Annotated in this window: 13 protein-coding genes and 1 tRNA gene; 4 read left to right on the plus strand and 10 right to left on the minus strand. The window is 42.3% G+C overall.

All coding sequences use genetic code 11. The features are described from left to right. Positions 1-49: 49 nt before the first annotated feature. Positions 50-1,273, minus strand: coding sequence for a CynX/NimT family MFS transporter (locus NYE25_RS31055; protein ID WP_081951083.1), 1,224 nt, complete (start codon positions 1,271-1,273; stop codon positions 50-52). A gap of 268 nt (positions 1,274-1,541) precedes the next feature. Here NYE25_RS31055 and NYE25_RS31060 point away from each other — a divergent pair, with 268 nt between their 5' ends. Beyond that, entirely contained in the window at positions 1,542-3,257 is a 1,716-nt protein-coding gene (locus NYE25_RS31060) for an ABC transporter ATP-binding protein (protein WP_076298557.1), read from the plus strand. 707 nt (positions 3,258-3,964) lie between these two features. On the opposite strand, the gene NYE25_RS31065 is transcribed toward NYE25_RS31060, so the two are convergent. The 4 genes from NYE25_RS31065 to NYE25_RS31080 all read right to left on the minus strand — a co-directional run bounded on the left by NYE25_RS31065 (position 3,965) and on the right by NYE25_RS31080 (position 6,563). Continuing rightward, on the minus strand, positions 3,965-4,390 hold the full coding sequence (locus NYE25_RS31065; protein WP_341147843.1) for a MarR family winged helix-turn-helix transcriptional regulator: 426 nt from the start codon (positions 4,388-4,390) through the stop codon (positions 3,965-3,967). A gap of 6 nt (positions 4,391-4,396) precedes the next feature. After that, a complete protein-coding gene (locus NYE25_RS31070) occupies positions 4,397-5,353 on the minus strand; it encodes a quinone oxidoreductase family protein (protein ID WP_341147844.1) in 957 nt (318 codons plus the stop codon). 492 nt (positions 5,354-5,845) lie between these two features. Continuing rightward, a complete protein-coding gene (locus NYE25_RS31075) occupies positions 5,846-6,250 on the minus strand; it encodes a VOC family protein (RefSeq protein WP_076283207.1) in 405 nt (134 codons plus the stop codon). Positions 6,251-6,323: 73 nt separating this feature from the next. After that, positions 6,324-6,563, minus strand: coding sequence for a WYL domain-containing protein (locus NYE25_RS31080; RefSeq protein WP_445667194.1), 240 nt, complete (start codon positions 6,561-6,563; stop codon positions 6,324-6,326). A 253-nt stretch (positions 6,564-6,816) separates the two neighbouring features. On the opposite strand from NYE25_RS31080, the gene NYE25_RS31085 reads away from it, so the two are divergent. Then, positions 6,817-7,233: a hypothetical protein gene (locus tag NYE25_RS31085; protein WP_341147845.1), complete on the plus strand. Its 417-nt coding sequence runs from the start codon at positions 6,817-6,819 to the stop codon at positions 7,231-7,233. Positions 7,234-7,384: 151 nt separating this feature from the next. Here NYE25_RS31085 and NYE25_RS31090 read toward each other — a convergent pair whose 3' ends face one another. The 3 genes from NYE25_RS31090 to NYE25_RS31100 all read right to left on the minus strand — a co-directional run bounded on the left by NYE25_RS31090 (position 7,385) and on the right by NYE25_RS31100 (position 9,856). Continuing rightward, the gene (locus tag NYE25_RS31090; protein ID WP_341147846.1) at positions 7,385-8,776 is read right to left on the minus strand and encodes a stalk domain-containing protein; all 1,392 of its coding nucleotides are present in this window, start codon (positions 8,774-8,776) and stop codon (positions 7,385-7,387) included. Between the two features lie 441 nt (positions 8,777-9,217). After that, complete coding sequence (locus NYE25_RS31095) at positions 9,218-9,478, minus strand: hypothetical protein (RefSeq protein ID WP_076283210.1); 261 nt, start codon at positions 9,476-9,478, stop codon at positions 9,218-9,220. Positions 9,479-9,592: 114 nt separating this feature from the next. Further along, the gene (locus NYE25_RS31100) at positions 9,593-9,856 is read right to left on the minus strand and encodes a DUF2834 domain-containing protein (protein ID WP_339804252.1); all 264 of its coding nucleotides are present in this window, start codon (positions 9,854-9,856) and stop codon (positions 9,593-9,595) included. 520 nt (positions 9,857-10,376) lie between these two features. Between NYE25_RS31100 and NYE25_RS31105 the strand changes: the two genes are divergently transcribed. Both NYE25_RS31105 and NYE25_RS31110 read left to right on the plus strand, forming a co-directional pair. Next, positions 10,377-10,463, plus strand: a tRNA-OTHER gene (locus NYE25_RS31105). Positions 10,464-10,850: 387 nt separating this feature from the next. Continuing rightward, on the plus strand, positions 10,851-16,796 hold the full coding sequence (locus NYE25_RS31110; protein WP_341147847.1) for an endo-beta-N-acetylglucosaminidase: 5,946 nt from the start codon (positions 10,851-10,853) through the stop codon (positions 16,794-16,796). Between the two features lie 262 nt (positions 16,797-17,058). Here the strand turns inward: NYE25_RS31110 and NYE25_RS31115 are convergent, their stop codons facing one another. Both NYE25_RS31115 and NYE25_RS31120 read right to left on the minus strand, forming a co-directional pair. After that, positions 17,059-17,499, minus strand: a complete 441-nt coding sequence (locus NYE25_RS31115) for a GNAT family N-acetyltransferase (protein WP_076298564.1) — start codon at positions 17,497-17,499, stop codon at positions 17,059-17,061. 489 nt (positions 17,500-17,988) lie between these two features. Continuing rightward, a complete protein-coding gene (locus NYE25_RS31120) occupies positions 17,989-18,723 on the minus strand; it encodes a hypothetical protein (protein WP_341147848.1) in 735 nt (244 codons plus the stop codon). Positions 18,724-18,819 lie beyond the last annotated feature (96 nt).

The raw sequence follows: 18,819 nt of genomic DNA on the forward strand, positions 1-18,819 counted from the left end.
AAGAGTGTACTGGCGCGTGTCCGCACCAATACACTCTTTTTATGACCATCTATCTTCTATCTCCCACATATCGATCGCTACCAGCACCAAGTCCGACAACCAGCAGCAATACGCTTGCACCCAGCAATAAAACAAGCGGCATCGTCCAGCTATTCGTTACATCATGAAGCCATCCGAATAATGCCGGGCCCATTGCTGCAAGCACGTAACCTACGGATTGGGCCATTCCCGACAGTTCCGCTGCTTCTTGAGTGCTTCTGGTCCGTAGACTGAAGAACATCATCACAAGTCCGAAGGCAAATCCTCCGGCAATCCCAAAACAGATCGCCCAGACAGCCATTAAAGCACTGCTTCCCAACCATATGCCACCGATTCCGATGAAATACAAAATAGCCGTGATGATTACTAGAATACGTTGGTTCTTCATCCGACCTGCCCACAACGGCACGAAGAAAGTAAACGGCAGCTGGGCCATTTGCATTAGTGATAGTAACCAACCTGCATGGCTTGATGACATCCCTCGCTCACCAAGGAGAACAGAGAACCAAGCAATGAAGACATAATAGAGCAACGACTGTAAGCCCATAAAAATCGTTACCTTCCAAGCAAGCGAAGAACGCCACATATTTCCACTAGAGATCGACCCCTTGGCCCCAGTCCCTTGATCGAGCTTGCGCATTTGCGGAATCCAGAACAGGGTTGCTAGCGCAGCGATCATAAACCAAATCGCCAAAGTCCCTCTCCAGCCAAATCCAGCTTGACTAGCTAGCGGTACACTAATACCTGAAGCGACGGCAGCGCATAAATTCATTGAGACGGTGTAGACACCTGTCATTAACCCAATTTTGTGAGGAAACTTCCCTTTAATCAGACCCGGAAGCAGTACATTACATACCGCAATAGAAAGCCCGAGTATCGCCGTACCTGTGAACAACAGTCCCGTTCCAGAACCCGACCGGATTAGAATCCCCATAGCAAGCATAACCATAGCAATTAATAACACATTAGCCAAGCCGAAACGGCGAGCTAGCTTTGGAGCAAACGGGGACAAAATGGCAAAAGCCAACAATGGTAGAGTAGTAATAGCTCCTGCTAAAGTGTTCGATAAGCCTAGATCATCCTGAATCATTTGTACCAGTGGACCGACGGATGTGAAAGGCGCTCTAAGTGCCGCTGCGATAAACACAATCCCCAACACTAGCAGCCAGCGATCATATTTGGTATCCGTTAAACCTCTATTCTGAATGTTTCCTTCTCGTTGCGATGCTTTCATCATGTATCCTCCTAAATTGCAACAAGCATAAACGCCTTTGACATCCCTGTAAGGACGGTGAGCGATTACGCCTGAAATATAAAAATGTTTATTACATGGCATTAAGACCTATCATCCACTATTATTATAAAAGTTACAAGCCTTAAGTAATTTTATAACCCTATTATTGACAAAATCGAATGACATCTTTAGTATCCATATAATCAAGACAATTGAGAATCAATTTCATTCGATCTCCTACATATTCTTATAGAAAAGAGTGAACAGAATGCTTCGAAGGTTTTTTTCCTACTATCGTCCGTATAAAAAACTATTTATATTGGACTTCTCCTGCGCTGTTTTTGCAGGTCTTCTAGAACTAGCTTTTCCGGTAGCTGTCAATAAATTTATTGATGATTTGCTCCCGGGTCAAGATTGGCCGCTAATTCTTATTGCGTGTGTCGCGCTCCTAGCTATTTACGCCTTGAATACAGTTATGCAGTATATCGTTACATACTGGGGGCATATGCTTGGCATTAATATCGAGACCGATATGCGTAAAAAAATGTTCGATCATATCCAGAAACTGTCCTTCCGCTTTTTTGATAATAATAAAACAGGTCACCTCATCGGGCGAATCACCAACGATTTAAATGATATCGGCGAGGTGGCGCATCACGGTCCTGAGGATATATTTATCGCCATCATGACACTTGTCGGTGCTTTCCTCCTTATGGCTGATATTAATCTGAAGCTGGCCATTATTACTTTTATTATCGTTCCAATTATGGCTTGGGTGATCATTTACTTCGGACGCAACATGACTTCCACCTACCGCCAGCTTTTTGGAAATGTAGGCAGTTTCAATGCCCGTATTGAAGATAATGTCGGCGGAATCCGGGTTGTTCAATCTTTTGCCAATGAACAGCATGAACAAGAGCTATTCGCAGTAGATAATCAAATGTTCCGTAAAACTAAGCTTCTCGCTTATAAAATCATGGCCAAAAGCTTATCCGTCAGCTATATGATGACCCGCCTCATTACGATCCTTGTGATGATCAGCGGCGCTTGGTTCTTCATCAATGGCGAGTTGCAAATCGGTGAGTTTGTGGCATTTATTCTGTTGTCCAATATCTTTTTCCGTCCGATCGAGAAGATCAATGCCGTTATCGAGAGTTATCCAAAAGGAATTGCCGGCTTTAAACGTTATCTAGAAATTATTGATACGGAACCAGATATCAGCGATAAGCCGGATGCCGTAGAGGTAAATACTTTACACGGTGATATTACCTTCCAGAATGTCTTTTTCGGATACGACGAAGATCGTCCGGTTCTACAAAATATCAGCCTAAAAGTTAAGGCTGGCGAAACGATTGCCTTTGTTGGACCTTCTGGTGCAGGCAAAACAACTATTTGCAGCCTGCTCCCTCGTTTCTATGATGTCACAGGCGGGGCTATCACCATAGATGGCATTGATATCCGTGACATGAAGCTGGAGTCGTTACGTAAGCAGATCGGGATCGTACAGCAGGATGTGTTCCTGTTCTCGGGTACGATTCGTGAAAACATCGCCTACGGAAAGCTGGATGCGAAGCTGCCCGAAATCTGGGAAGCTGCTCGGCGTGCCCATCTGGAAGATCTCATTCAGAATCTTCCAGATGGCATGGATACGGTGATCGGCGAGCGCGGTGTGAAGCTGTCCGGTGGACAGAAGCAGCGCCTAGCGATCGCCCGCATGTTCCTGAAGAATCCACCGATCCTGATTCTGGATGAAGCTACTTCAGCACTGGATACAGAAACGGAAGCAGCGATTCAGCAATCGCTTGCGGATCTGTCCGTGGGTAGAACCACACTCGTCATCGCCCACCGATTGACGACGATAAAGAATGCCGACCGGATCATGGTCGTGAACGAAGAAGGCATCGCCGAGCAAGGCCGCCATGAAGAGTTAGTCCATGCCGGTGGCATATACAGCCGGCTGCATCAGGCACAGTATAACGCTTAGGGACGTTATCTGGAGCTTCTGTAGAATGATTGATTCAGCTGCTGAGATTTTCAAGAATAACAAGCCTAGTCTCCACGTTATTGGCGACTAGGCTTGTTTTTTCGTGCTTCTCATCTATTTCCAGCATGAGAGGCTGCACACCACATGAGTAGGGTCCTGTGACCTAGGTACCTACTATCATTTTTAACATCGCTGCTTCTACATTGACGTTCTTTCATGACCACGACCAAAATGTACATGCTCTAATGAGTGAAGTATCTGTGTCCCAATAATTATTATACACTCTATAAAAAAGTTCACCCGGATGTAGAATGAGCTTTTTTTAGTTTCAGGAGAGCTGAATATACGAATCTTCAAAACCCAACAAAACTTCATTACGCTGCCCCCAGCTAGCCTCTTCCCTTCCCAACTCCGAGACGTAACCGTACAGGCAATCGTCTCTTTGTACTAGACAGATACGGCCACTAGGCTTGCTGTAAACACAGGCTCCTGTGAGTTTTTCTTCAAAAAACTTGCCTCTACTTGTGATACGGTTCACCGTAACAGGGCTAACGGCGAAAAATGCGAAAGGAGCTGCCGTGGCAGCTCCTTTCTTGGTCGTAGAGAAACGTCTATTGAACTTATGAGTTTGGATGATTAAACAACACAACACAAGAGTCGCATTCGAACATAGAGAGAAAAAGTTGCAACAACAGTACTCAGTCGAACTATTGCAACGATTCGAATAAACGCTTTAAATTATTTAATAATGCGTTTTTTTCATCCCAAGTCCAATCAGCTAAAGCTTCATGCATATTGCGCTCACGGGCGAGGTTAATCATTGTATTGATTTCCTCCCCGTATTTTGTCAATTCAGACACACGAATTCGAGAGTCTGAACTTGATGGATAAGTATAAACCAACCCGGCGGTCTCTAACTTATCGATTTGCCGACTAACACTCGAATAGTTTTTCCCCATCATAGCAGCCAAATCACCAACACTAGTCGGTTGGAGATGCTCGATACCAACAAAGACGCGAAAGGCTGCTGCCTCCAAATTTACACCAGCATCAGCAATCATTTTCTTATCACGGTCTGACCGATTGATAATGGAAACTAAATCAATTAGCGCTTTAAAAATTTCATTCTCCATTTCTTTTTATCGCACCTTTACTACTGGACGTGGTGTAAGCGGAGCATTCCAAGCCTCTTCGATATTTTCTAGAGCAAACTCTGTTGTGTCAATCTTTATCTTCCTCTCGGCGGCCATCTCAAAAACACCTTGAACAGCGGATAACATATCAGCTTTAGAAACACTCTTATCTCCACTACCTACCAGTTCAATTGTTGATGAGCGTAAAATAGATGAAGGTAAATTTATGTTTTCTTGTCCAGATGAAGTTCCAATGCTTACAAAGCGGGTTACACGATCCGTATTATTCTTAGAAAGAGCTGCCATGATGGCGAATGCGCTATCACCCCAAAGGTAATCCAATATAACATCAACACCTTCAGCAATAACTGGCATTAGGCCGTTTTCAAACATTTTTTGTCCGTAGTCAGCTGTCATATCAAATGCAATGGCCTCATCGGCTCCAAGTGAATGTAGCTTCGATTCATTGCGTCCCGTTACAATGATTTTCTTGGCCCCAAGGCCCTTAGCAATCTGAACTGCTAAGCTACCGGATGCCCCAGTGGCGCCGTTAATCAAAACCGTTTGGCCGGATTTGAAGCCAGCCCGAAATACCAATGCAGCCCATGACGACATAGCTGGGTTGGCAATAGCGGCAGCAGTGAGATCATCAATACCATCCGGTAAACGAACAACTAGCTTCTCGTTGACAACGGTTTGCTCAGCCAAACTACCATACGGTGCCGTTGGCAGTGCAAAGTAAACTCGAGACCCATCTTTCAAAGTTCCAACACCGTCAATACCAGCTACAATTGGAAAATTAACTTCTGATGAGTAGTGCTTACCCATTGAACGGAACTTGCTAACTCGACTCAAGGCTGTTGCCGAAACGTTAATTATAACTTGCCCACCTGTCGCAACAGGGGAATCAAAATGACCCATTACGGGAATGGTCCCCTTCTTCTTCACTATTGCTGCCTTCATAGTTATTACACCCAGCTCTCATTCGAAATTATGTGCATCGCACAAATTATGTGCACAATGCACATTTTATTTCGAACCATTCCTTGATGAATATACTGAGGTCAAAGGGTTAGCTAAATTCGTGCTTCACCGTCGCCAATTGGACACGGTCTTTCAGCTGGACTATCCATATGCAAGGCAGGTCGGTCTTTCTGCATCCAGACTAATTAAGCAATAACTTGCCGTTACTTATGATACGGTTCACCGCGGCCGTCCAGTCGTTCCCTGTTGAACTGATTATGGAGGCAAAATCATGGAAGATAATCTCGTACACAACAGGTTGACCGTCAATGGCTGGAGCAGGTGCTGCGGCAGCAGAGCAAGTCTGTCTCCGATGTGTTCTATGCCGTGAGAGGTACGCAAAATTAGTTATATTTTGACTACTATCAGGACCACATGACAAACCTATTAATTAGCTACGACCTCGACATGACCCTCATGAAGATCAGTTAATCAATGCCTGCCACTAAACCGTTTAATCGCTTCCTCGGTCACCGGCTCGAAGAGGTTTACAAGGTTGCCGTCGGGATCACGGAACAGCATAGAACGGTTTCCCCACGGCATCGTGGTCGGTTCTTTTACCCAATCATAGACAATTGGCTTCAAGCGTGCATATTCGGCTTCGACATCGTCGACGCGGAACTCGATGATGACAGTGTGATTGCTCGCTGCCACTACGGAACCAGCGCCGAATAGCTGCGCCGTTTGGGAGTGGCCGATTGCCAGGGTACATGCTGGCATAACGAGTTCGGCAAAAACAGGCGCGGGGTGCACCGCCGAAACACCCAGAACTTTTTCATAGAACTCGACGAGACGATTCACATCGTCGGTAATGATGCGTACAGAAGCAAAATTCACAAAATACCATCCTTTCTATACTCCTTTATGTTTACATACCCGATAATAAAACAACGCTACTGACAGCGTTATGTCAGTAGCGTTCTGAAATTTTTCGGGCTTCCTCACGAATCTTACTCCGGAATGATTCAGGCTCCAATACGATTACACCCGCTCCCCAGCCGAGCACCCATTGCAGTAATTCATCCAGTTGGCGTACGCGTAAAACCACATCTAATCCAGCTTGATGCTCTTTCATTTCTTCAATGTAATGATAGTTGGATTCCTTCACCTTATCTGCGAGATCATGATTAAATCGAAGATGAACTCGCAAGTGGCGATCATCCGGAGGGATATACTCTCTTATGTCAAAATGCACAGGAAGCTCGAATCGCGATTACGCCTGTTTCTTCATTTGAAACAAACGAGGGATAACGAAGCTGATTGACAAGCGGAAGGGGCTTTTCCTTTGTCAGAGAAAGCCCCGAAATTGAATCACAGGCTTACCTTCGTCATTTGATGTAATAAGCTACCCATATATTTCCGATACAATTTATATCTGAATATGAAAGATTGGGTTGTTTTATATGGCGAACGGATCAAATGAAATAAAAACACTTGATGTTACAGAAGTTCTTGACCTAGCTAGTAATAAACATATTATCGACGCATTTGTTACTGATGAGAACAATGAGCAAGAAGTGGTTGTAGCAATAGTTGCTAGGATACGGATTGCTGATATTAAAAACAAGCAAGGTTGGAATGCAACTGTTGTAGATGCAAAAAGAAGTCGCTTTTATGACAGTGTAGAAATTAATACAGAACCTACAAACCGCGTGGCATCAAACGCTGTAAATCTACACACATCTTCAGGAATTTTCTATGGTTCCTATAAAGGATATAATGTTAGAAAGCAACGAGACTATGTCAAGAAGAATGGTAAGAAATTGTTGGAACGATATCAACAGTTCTACTCTGAACCAGTCACCCCTAAAGATCAATAATTTGTTGTAGACAGTTGCTTAACTATCCTCGTTAAAGAGTCCTATTCAAAAATAGAGCCAGACATTCTCCCAAAGAGAATGGCCCGACTCTATATCTGTTAAGATGTGTTTCTATTACCAAAGGTTCAACTTCACCTCATGCAACCTTGTATTAGGATAGCCGATGAATCGACCATACTATATCCGTACTGAAACCAAGGGTTAGACCGTCAGCTTCGTAATAGAATCCAACTTCATCACCTGCTTGCAGCTCTACATCACCGGATAGCGTCACCGTCGCACTACTTAGTACGGTCCTTATAGTTAAAATTAACGCTATATTGACGTCCAAGATAGGCATATAACCTTTTATTAAATCAGTGCTGCCATTCTTCTTTACGGTAAAAAATGGATCAATGCCTCTTCCTAAGCTTATACTAACTGGAACGTTAGTCTTATAGTTAACAGTTGCATATATAGCATACTTGCCAGTGGCCGGTGCCGTAAATATCCCTGTAGCAGGATTAAATGCAGGGCTTGCGTAATAAGGGGACGCCTCACTCCAATTCGTAAATAGCGTGCTACTAGCGATTGAGTATGTCGTACCCGTAACAGAAAATCCTTCCGAGGTAAAAGAAGTCCCCGCTGGCCCTGGATCTCCTTGTGGTCCCGCCGGTCCTGCTGGGCCTTGTGCTCCCGCTGGCCCCGGATCTCCTTGTGATCCCGCCGGTCCTGCTGGGCCTTCTGCTCCCGCTGGCCCTGGATCTCCTTGTGGTCCCGCCGGTCCTGCTGGGCCTTGCGCTCCCGCTGGCCCTGGATCTCCTTGTGGTCCCGCCGGTCCTGCTGGGCCTTGTGCTCCCGCTGGCCCTGGATCTCCTTGTGGTCCCGCCGGTCCTGCTGGGCCTTGTGCTCCCGCTGGCCCTGGATCTCCTTGTAGTCCCGCCGGTCCTGCTGGGCCTTGTGCTCCCGCTGGCCCCGGATCTCCTTGTGATCCCGCCGGTCCTGCTGGGCCTTGTGCTCCCGCTGGTCCAGTCGCTCCGGTATCGCCTTTATCACCCTTGACTCCATTGCCTTTAGAATTCTGCGATTCTTGGTCAACCGATGGCTGAGTACTGATGGTGATGGTTTTCATGGTGGAATTCCATACTACTTTTGCACCGAATAATTCGGCAATAAAACGTACCGGTACCATAACCCGGTTCTGAATGATCTTAGCAGGTTGATCGAGCGTGACCTTCTCCTCTACATCACCGACTTTAATGCTGGCGGTCGGGTCGCCTATAATCAGCGTACCCGATGCATCTCCTTTAAAAACCGCTATTGTTTGTGTAGAACTGTTCCAGTTAAGAGACACGCCGAGCGAGTCTTCAAGGACCCTCAAAGGCATAAGCGCGGTTCCTTTATGGACAATGGGTTCGACGTCACTCGGGATTACGCTATCATTAACGATAATAGAAATCTCGGCCACTTGGCCGACCGGAGCCGCCTGAGCAACAGGGACCACAAACAACGTCATTACAAGCACAAGTACAATAGATAATTGCAGTCTTTTTATTTTTATCACTTTACTTTCCCCCATATTTAGTCAATTCGAAGTAGATACCAGCACCTAAATAATTACGAACAGCATTCAATTATTCGGCGGTTGCAATCTGATAGGGATCACCTTCAAGTCCCGTTCCTCCAGCAAAGCTCACTGCCGCATATGCCTTACCTTCATCTGTCGCGAACAATCCGGGTATACCACTTAGCACCACTAGCTAGATCTATTATAATGGAACTAATTGTATTTAATAGTGACCGCTGTCATCAGTATTGTCACATGACAAATTAATTTAGTAGTCATTTACCGAAGCCGACAACGGAGATTGTGCGAAGATTCATACTCAAAAGCATAATAATTCGCCCTACTTATGATAAGGTTCTCCACTCAGTCTGTACCGGCAAGCTTTCATACTAAAACAGATTATAGTAGACAACCCTTCAATTCATTTGCAGGAAGCCTTTAGCCTGGTACCGCTGGTACGTCAACTTCAACATCAGGCCCATCGTTTACGATGTACACTACTAAAGAACCATTAAGTTCTATTGTCGGACGTTTCGTTTCCCAATCTTCTAAACGCAGCTTTAATTCTGTTGATGACTCTGAAAAAAGAGTAAGGGGAGATGCCTCAATCTGAGCAAGCAAACGCCCCACGCTATCTGTTTCAATAATGAATTGAAAGGTGATCATGTGTTGGAGAACGTTTTGAAGTCTACGATCCATGCCTCTGCATCCGAGATTACATTCTTTGCTGCGTCGATGGAAGTATGACGTTCAAGAAATGCCGAACATTTTAAACTGATTCGTTTAACCATGTTTCCGTTCCCATCTTTGATGCTATTTTAGAATGTTTTTCTCCAAGTGTAATTGTCGAAGAAACAAAAACAAGGGAAGACCCAGTGAAGGACCTACCAGTAGCGTACCTGCAATCGGCAGCCATAAATATTTCATTTTCTTTCTGGTGCCTTCTAATAGAATAAATCCCATAAGCACGATCGCGGTAACTAAAACATCCATCCATGCAAAAGCTCCGATACGCGTACTGGTTATGGCTTCAAATAGGAGAGACAAATCGAGGCCGTTGCGCACGACCCAAGGGATGAATTGCGATTAGGGCAAGACGAGTCCCAAAAAAGATAATACTCCGTAAAAGTACTTCATTTATAACCCTCCATTATTTTGTAATTTGCAACTCCAAAAAGCTCGCAAAAGTCCGTTTGCTCCATCTTCGCTGCTGCGCGTGACCGCTCTTCAACCCATATCCTTCAAGGCTCCGTTCCAAGCCCTCAGCGCGATTTCCCAAAAAAACTTGCCCCTACTTATGGTACGGTTCACCGTGCTGTCTGTAACGGCAAGTTTTAGGGCCATTACTCTGGCAACCAGCGCAACTGACTTAGAGACGTATAAGCGAAAGAACTATTGAAAACTTTGGTCAACCCTATAGTTTTTTGACTACTTTCTATTGTTTGTACAGTAGTCTTAAAATCCACGTATTTGCTAGAATGTAACTAATGAATTTTTGAAACCGCTTTCATTTGGCGTGATGGGCAAGATGTATGTGCAATGGTTTAGTGCCTTCAGTTGCTCACGCGAGTTCAAATCTTGTTTTGTCCTCCATTATGGGTGAAGTGGCAGAGTGGTTGATTGCAGAGGGGAATCCCTTGTGGTACGGCAGTATCACCGAGAGTTCGAATCTCTCCTTTACCCAACTTAATAAGGTAAGGTGACAGAGTGGTCTAGAGTACTTGCTTGGAACGCATCTGTGGCTGTGAAGAGCCGCTTGAGGATTCGAACCTCTCGCCCTTCACCATAGCTTACTAGTTTGGTTCAGAGACCGAATGATTTGCTTATGTACAGATATTCTAAGGTTTATTGCACTCGAAGCCCACTAGATAATATCTCATAAAGGGGTTGATACAAACACTCAGAAGGCGGTACTAGGTAAGATGTTGGGATATGAATACGTCCCACGAAGTCTAGTCATTTGCTTTGATTAGCGTATAGGATGAAGAATTAAATAGTGTCTCTCAACTCCTAATAGGAGTAAATAGCAGCACGAAATCTTCAAAAAATACACAAAGTAGGAGATAATCAGATGAAAAAACCTCTTATTAAGAAAGCGTTGAGCTGTGTTCTTGTTGGCTCCACTCTTTCTACTGTTTTGATTACAGGGCAACCAGTACAAGCTGCCTTGGGGTATTGGCCTGAACCATTGCCGATATCAAATGAGTACTATTTGCATAATGAAACATTGCAGCCTTATGGGGCAGCATTCCAAATCGACGAATTGAAAAATTGGACTCCTGATAATGACCCCGATGCCCGATATAATCGGAGTGCTGTTCCTCTGGCAAAAAGGTGGATGGGACCATCCGTCAATCCTAATGCATCACGCGATGCAAGAATAATCCCTCTTAGTGGTACAAGTGCACGTGCAAGCCAATCACCGTCACAGGGTGGCGATGGCGCTTACACATATGCAATGACAAATTTCCAATACGTTGATATCAACAATTATTGGGGAGGCTCGTCAGCTGAGGGGCCAATTGCTATACCGACACCAGAGCATATAGACTCTGCACATAGAAACGGTGTAAAGGCAACTGGAACTATTTTCATCCCTTGGGGTGACAGTGCATATGGTGGTAAGTTTATTGATCAGTTGGTGGAACAGGACGCTAAAGGTAATTTTGTTGCTGCCGATAAATTAGTTGAAATTGCTCAGTATTATGGATTTGATGGTTTTACCATTAATCAAGAATCAAGTTCAAGTCCAGAGAGCATGGCAAAACTTAAAGAGATGCTCGCATATATTCAGGAGAAGAAGCCAGATAACTTTACTATGGCTTGGTATAACGGGAAAGGTCAATTAGGTGAATCTGACGTTAAAAATTGGATGCAAGATGGGGATACACGCTTAAATAACGACTGGTGGCTTGACATGAGCTGGAGAAATATTAATGCTTCAATTAAGTCAGTCGTAGACGCTGGTAGAAGCCCTTTTGATATCCATGCGACATGGGAGAACTTCCCTTATACCGACAAAGGTGCTGATGTTACTAATCTAATTGGTCCCGATGGGAAATTAAAAACATCTCTCGGTATTCTAGGGCCTAACGCAACACTCATTAGCTCTAAGAGTATCGATGATTTTATGAACCATGAAGACCTACGTTTGTGGACAGGTCCAGCATTCGATCCTAGAGATAAAACACGTACTCTCGGTGTTTTTCCTGGATTTTCAAATCTTGTTGCAGACCAAACACCAATTATAGGAAATGAATTTGCAACAAATTTCACAGTTGGTAACGGTAAGAAATTCTATGAAGACGGTATTGTTACTGGTAAGGAAAAGGGTTGGTATAACCGTTCACTAACGGATATAACACCAACTTGGCGTTGGATTGTTGATAGTAAAGGTTCTAAGCTAGCTCCTAATTTTGATTATGAAGATGCTTGGTGGGGAGGATCATCGTTAAAGTTATCAGGTAATCTAGACGCAAATCAAGCAAATCACATAAAGCTATACAGCTCACAGTTAGAGATCACTGATAATAGTAAGATAAGCATCACATATAAAACACCTGCTTCAGATGTCGATGTGTATGTTGGTTTATGCTTTGGCGATACTTATGACGATAGTAATTTCGAATTCTACCCTGTTCCAGCTGGTACAGAGAAGAATGGTTGGACAACCTCTACTATCGACCTATCAAAACACGATAAAAAAGCAATTGCGATATCATTGAAAATAAATGCAAATGAGGATGTTAAGGACTATTCTATAAATATCGGAAGACTTGCATTTACAACAAATGAAGCTGCTCCTGCAGCAACATCTGCAATTACACTTGATGATTCAATATATGTAAATGATACAACAGCAGAAGCAAGAATATATTGGGATAAATCTGCCAATGCGTCACTATACACCATCCATCGCGTATACGCTGATGGGACAAAAGAATTCATTGGCGCAACACCAAGTGATGCTTTTTATTTAGGTAGATTTGTAAGAGACAATGAAGAAGCACAGACTACTTTCGAAATTACATCATACAGCGCTAATGGAACAGTTGGCGGGGTAAAAACATTCAATTTCAACTGGCCAGCTGTTACGGGTGGTTTCGAAGTAGCGCAAGTAGAAGGTACTAATATTGCGTTGAACGTCCCGGTCGTTGATGATGGCTCTTTTGACCCTGGGGGCAAGGTTGACAAAATTAACGATGGTGTTATTCCAAACAGTAAATGGGCTTCAGGTAAAACAATTGCATCTGCTTACTTCGACTTGGGCAAAGATATGGATATTAGCCGTTGGGTTGTTAAGCATGCTAACGTTGCCGGTGCAGGTGAGGGCGTAGATTTTAATACCGACACGTTTGATTTACAGTATGCGAAAGATGATAGACAACCTATTTTAGATCCTAATGACCCTACTAGTAAGCAGAGAGTTATAAAATTAAATTACACAAAAGTCGATGAGGTAATCGGAAACCGTCAAGACGTTACCGACCGTGTACTTGATACTCCTATTACAGCACGTTATATTAGGCTTCACGTTACAAAAAGTGATAACTGTCCTTGGCATGCAATTCGTATCTATGAATTTGAATTGTATGAGAATCCTTATGTCCCTCATTCCACAGCCTTGCTAGACCGCAATGTAACAGTGAAAAATAATGTTGGAGCAACTGATTCTGTAGTTTTAGACAATGTTGCAATGCCTATCGGATCAGGGGGAACGGTTGCAGATGATACAGGTATCGTGAAAATCTATGACAGCCTGAAGTCTGACCAACCAATTGCAGAGGTAAAAGCTACACAACCAAACAATAAATACAAGCAGCTTAATCGTGGAGTGGCTTCTTTTGAGAATTTAACATTAATTCCTGAAGGCGGCAGATTGTATTACACAACTAATGTAAATGGAGTGGTGAGCTTACGTTCTAGTATTGAATATGCGCCTGAAGTTGGAACGGAAATTAAGCTACCAACATCAATTAAGCTGGAGCATTCTTTAATGGGTAACCAAACACGTAGTAAGTACGGTGTGTTTACCTTAGAAGGATTAGATGTTGGGACTTCTATGAAGATTTATGAAACTGCTGATTCACAATCACCTATTTTACATTCACAGCAAGTAGAAGAAGGCCAAGATTTCATTAGGCAGGCAAGAGTTCCGTTGTCCAAAGATGGTGGCACGCTGTATTATGAACTGAAACAATATGGGAAACCTAACTCAGGACGACTAGAATATACTTATGATCCTACTAATGAGCTTTATGTTGACCAAGCTTCTTTGAAGGATTTAGTCAATCGTTATAGTAATTTGCATGAAGCCAATTATGTTCCCGCTACATGGGGGCCATTCTCAATAGCTTTAAACGCTATTAAAGCAGCACTATCAACAGCAGTTACAGCGAGTGACGCAGAAGGATATAGAGCTGCATTAGAAGAATCGGCCTTAGCACTTCGTAGTATTGGAAATATTCAAAGACTTAAAGAAGTCTGTAACGAATATGAAAAAACATACACTGAAGATCAATATACAGCTGATAGCTTTAAACTCTTTAGTGATGTTTTAGAAAAAACTAAAGGTATTATCAGTGGAGTAGAATCTTCTACAATAGCTGTAACAAAGACTGAACTTGAAAAGTTAAGGTTTGATCTTGATAATGTGGTAAGTCGTTTGGTAGAGGGTGGAGACCACGTAGTTGATTCTGTAACCATAACCCCTAACGATGTGGATGGAAAGATCGGAACTACACTAACATTTAAAGCTAAAGTCGCAGGTAATGCTGGTGATACCGTTATTTGGGATGTGTACGGTAACTCAAGTCAATATACTACCATCAGTGATGGGGTACTCCGTGTTGCTGCTGACGAAGAAATTGGTGGTGTACTGACAGTTAAAGCAACTTCAACGTTTGATACAACAAAATCAGGAATAGCACAAGTGTTAGTAGTAAATGAACTACTTCCAAAAGTAATCAGTGTTACAATCCCTGACCAAGTTGACTTCGTTGAGGCTGGTAAGATTCAGCAATTCACTGCTAATGTGGCAGTAAAAAATGACGCATCAACATCCGTTACATGGGCTGTTTATGGTGCTGAAAATGTCGATACTAAAATTTTCAACGGATTGCTGATGGTTAACGAAAATGAAACAGCAGATCAGCTTACAATTAGAGCAACATCTGAAGTTGATTCGACGAAGTTTGCTGATAAAACGATTAGAGTAGTAAAAGATACAGATGAACCTTACACGATTACAGTTGGTGTTATGACTAATGGTTCAGTAACATCAGATCTATCGACAGCAAAACCAAGTCAAACTGTAAAATTGACAGTAACACCTGATGCTGGATATCAACTAAAAACAGGTTCTCTGAAAGTAAATGGCAATGTGATACTCGAAGATACATTTACAATGCCAGCTCAAGATGTAATAATTACTGCTGAATTTGAGAAGATTCCTGGAATAGAGCTTGTAAGCATTCAAGCACCGACAGCGATAACCGGATTGCCTAACGGAACTCTAAAGACAATCGCTGATCTTAAGCTACCTGCTACCGTTGTATTAGTAACTAATAACGGAAAAATGAATGCAGTTGTAGCTTGGGATGTGAATTCTGCTGATTACGATCCTTCAGTCAAGACAGAACAAACGTTTACAGTAAATGGCGAAGTAATATTGCCTTCTGACTTGGTAAATACCAATAGTATTTCATTGAAAGTAAGTATCGGAGTTACCGTATTAAAGAAACAAGTGGTTTCACCTCCAGTTGTCCAACCTCCATCAGGTGGTGGTGAAGTTACAACAAAGCCCGTTCCCGTTTATGAGACAACTGTTTCTCAAGGCAAGGTAACAACTGTAACTTCTGTGAAAACTACAGATGAAAATGGAATAGCAGTTACTACAGTACCTGGCAAACTGATTGATGATGCTATCACAACAGCTGTATCAAAAGCTGCTGATCAAGGTGTAAATACTGAAGTAGCAATTAAACTGGATGTGGACGCTCCATCAAATGCTAAAGCAGTCAAAGTTACATTATCAAATGAATCCTTGATGAAATTCACATCTAATACGGCGGTTACCTTAACAATATCTACGCCAATCGGAACAATGACATTTGGTCGAAATGCGATATCAAGCATCTCCGATCAAGCAACAGGAACTGTTACCATTACTGCTACGAAGATGGAACCATCAACATTAGATGCTGATTATCAGCACAAAGTTGGAGATAGACCCGTTGTGAATTTCGATATTACTAGCGGTGACAAGACGATATCGGAGTTTAGTGGAAACATAACAGTAACAATACCTTATGCACTTAAGTCCGATGAGAAGCCAATTGCAGTTGTAGCTTACCATATCAATACTGCTGGCCAACTTAATGTGGTGAAAAATGGTGTGTATGATGTGACAACCCAAACACTAACATTCAGTGTACCTCATTTCTCGCAATATGCTGTAGGGTACAACAATATTGAATTTACCGATGTTGCAGCCAACGCTTGGTACAATGATGCCGTAAGCTATTTAGCAGCAAGAGACATAACCAATGGATTAGGTAATGGGAACTTTGGTCCTGAAACAAAAGTTTCCCGCGCACAATCTCTGGTAATGATAATGAAAGCTTTTGGTATCAATCCAGATCAAAACTCTGAAAACAACTTCGGTGACGCTGGAAACACGTACTATACTGGGTATCTAGCAGCGGCAAAGCGGTTGGGTATAACAGATGGTGCGGGCAATAACATGTTTGCACCTGAAAAAGAAGTTACACGACAGGAAATGTTTGTATTGACATATAATACGCTTAAGAGCATTAATGCATTGCCGACCGGAACTACTCCAAATGAACTGAAAGACTTTAAAGATAGTGATTCAGTATCTGCTTATGCAACTGCTGCCATGACATACTTTGTGAATAATGGAGTTATATCTGGATTAAACGGTAACCTCTTACCAGTAGATAAAGCAACCAGAGCGGAATTTGCTCAGACACTCTACAATATTATGACAAAGTAAATTGCAATGACTAACAGAATAGACTAATACAAGCTATGACAAGCACACCTAATCTTAATTGTGAAGGTGTGCTTGTTTTCGTTTGCTAGTACTTGACGCTAACGTATATACGGGGTCTCTCTCTAAAACCTTATGTAATCTCTTAATTACTAGCTTTTTCATAAATTTCGACATTACTTGTGATAGGGTTCTCCGCGCTAGCTGAAACTGCAAGTTTTAGGGCCATCCCTTGCGGAATGGCCCTTTGCTAGATAGCAGCACGTTACGCCAAGTGCATAAAAATAGTCTCCATTGCCCCCCAAGGTGCCTCTTTCTCATCTACCTTCTTGAAACCATATTTTTCGTACAAATTAACATGATCACTGACAAGGTATACTTTATCGAATTCAAGTTCCTTAGCGTATGCCAAGGCAGATAAAATCAACTTTTCACTTAATCGATCGCCTCTGTACTGCTCTCCCACAAACACAAACCCGATATAAGGTGTATAGGAAACATCAGGTATGCAGTCTGTTTTTGCTAAAGTGCAATAGCCAGCAATACGATCACCATCTAATGCTGCAAAAACTCTTTCCCAGTCTGAAAAATGGAATTCTTTCATTTGTTTAGCTAAAGTAGTTCCTGCTTTCCATGAACAATTCAGCGCATACTCAGCAACGACTTGCCATAACTTATCGCTAGAATTAAGCGATTCTATTTGCATAAATACTCCCTTTCTTATAGGCAACTAGTCGCTAAATTACCTTTTTTCTTTTATTTCACTAGTCGCTCTCCGTTATCCAAACAAGCGTTCCGTTCTTATTCATAACTGTAAAGTATAACACTTGATATGAACTAACATGGTAAAATATGATTATATTTAAACACAACTACCTGTAAGCCTAAAACTGATTCAAGCAAACTTTAATACATATAGGGAGCCAGATGGCTCATCCTTCTGTGAACCAAAAAAGCTCTCAACAGCCTGTTGTTTCCGACTTGCCTAATACGTAGCCAATCCCAAACCCATACCCTGCAAAGCGCCCTACCAAGCCTACTTCCAGATTTCCCGATAAAACTTGCAGTCACTTATGGTACGGTTCACCCTGATTTATCTTCACCGCGGTACATCTGTTCCAAGCTCTAAGTGAATGAACCATAACATAATTCACATCAGTTGTATGGTTGTTATTAAGCAGATTGCGGGGACCATTTATACAGCACGTTCTCTCATACACTTTCGTCCTGCATAATAACCATAAGTAAATATCATTACAAAGACGAGGATGCCTCTGAACCATGCGTCAGTAAAAACCATCAATGATGGCATCCCAAGTGCAAATATTAACAATAAAATCCAGTTTATATAGGAGCGTTTGAATCGTCTTTTAAGAAAACCTTCAGAAATAATATTATATAGAACCATAAGGTAGGACAATGAAGCGAAAATCAAGGAAATCAAGAAAATTTGTTCCGTTACTGTCGCGGCGCTATCAATTAAAGCGATGAGCAGTATAAGTAATAACAAAAATACAAAATTAAAGTAGGTATAAATAAAAGGAATTCCAAAAGGTGCAATCTTCGTTTTTATGTAGTATTCAACACTTGCGGCTATATTTTTATCACTCTTGAATGTTACTGGATCAACTTGTTTAAATTTCAAACTATAGATTTCCTTTTCTATATCTTTATGTAATTCAAGCAACATCTCCCTTTTTAAAGACTCATTAGTTGTCTCTTTAAACTTAATGAATAATTTTAGTAAATCATAAGGAAGGAGCGAAGAGGCTTTAGATATCTTTTCAGCTACTGTAAAAAGGTCACTTTTTTCATTGAGGTATTTATATATTCCAAATTCAATGTCAGAGTAGATATCAAGAGCCTTATCTACCCGTTGTTGATTAGATTTACTGTTTTCAAGAAAGTTGCTTCTTAGCTCCTTATACATCCAAAAAAACTAATACTGTAACTATAATTGATATTGCAGCGGGTGTTGAATCAGGAAATAAGGTTCTTAAAAACTCGATAAAATAACTCATTAAAT

The organism is Paenibacillus sp. FSL E2-8871, assembly GCF_038000345.1.
In the GTDB taxonomy this organism is placed as follows: Bacteria; Bacillota; Bacilli; order Paenibacillales; family Paenibacillaceae; genus Paenibacillus_AQ.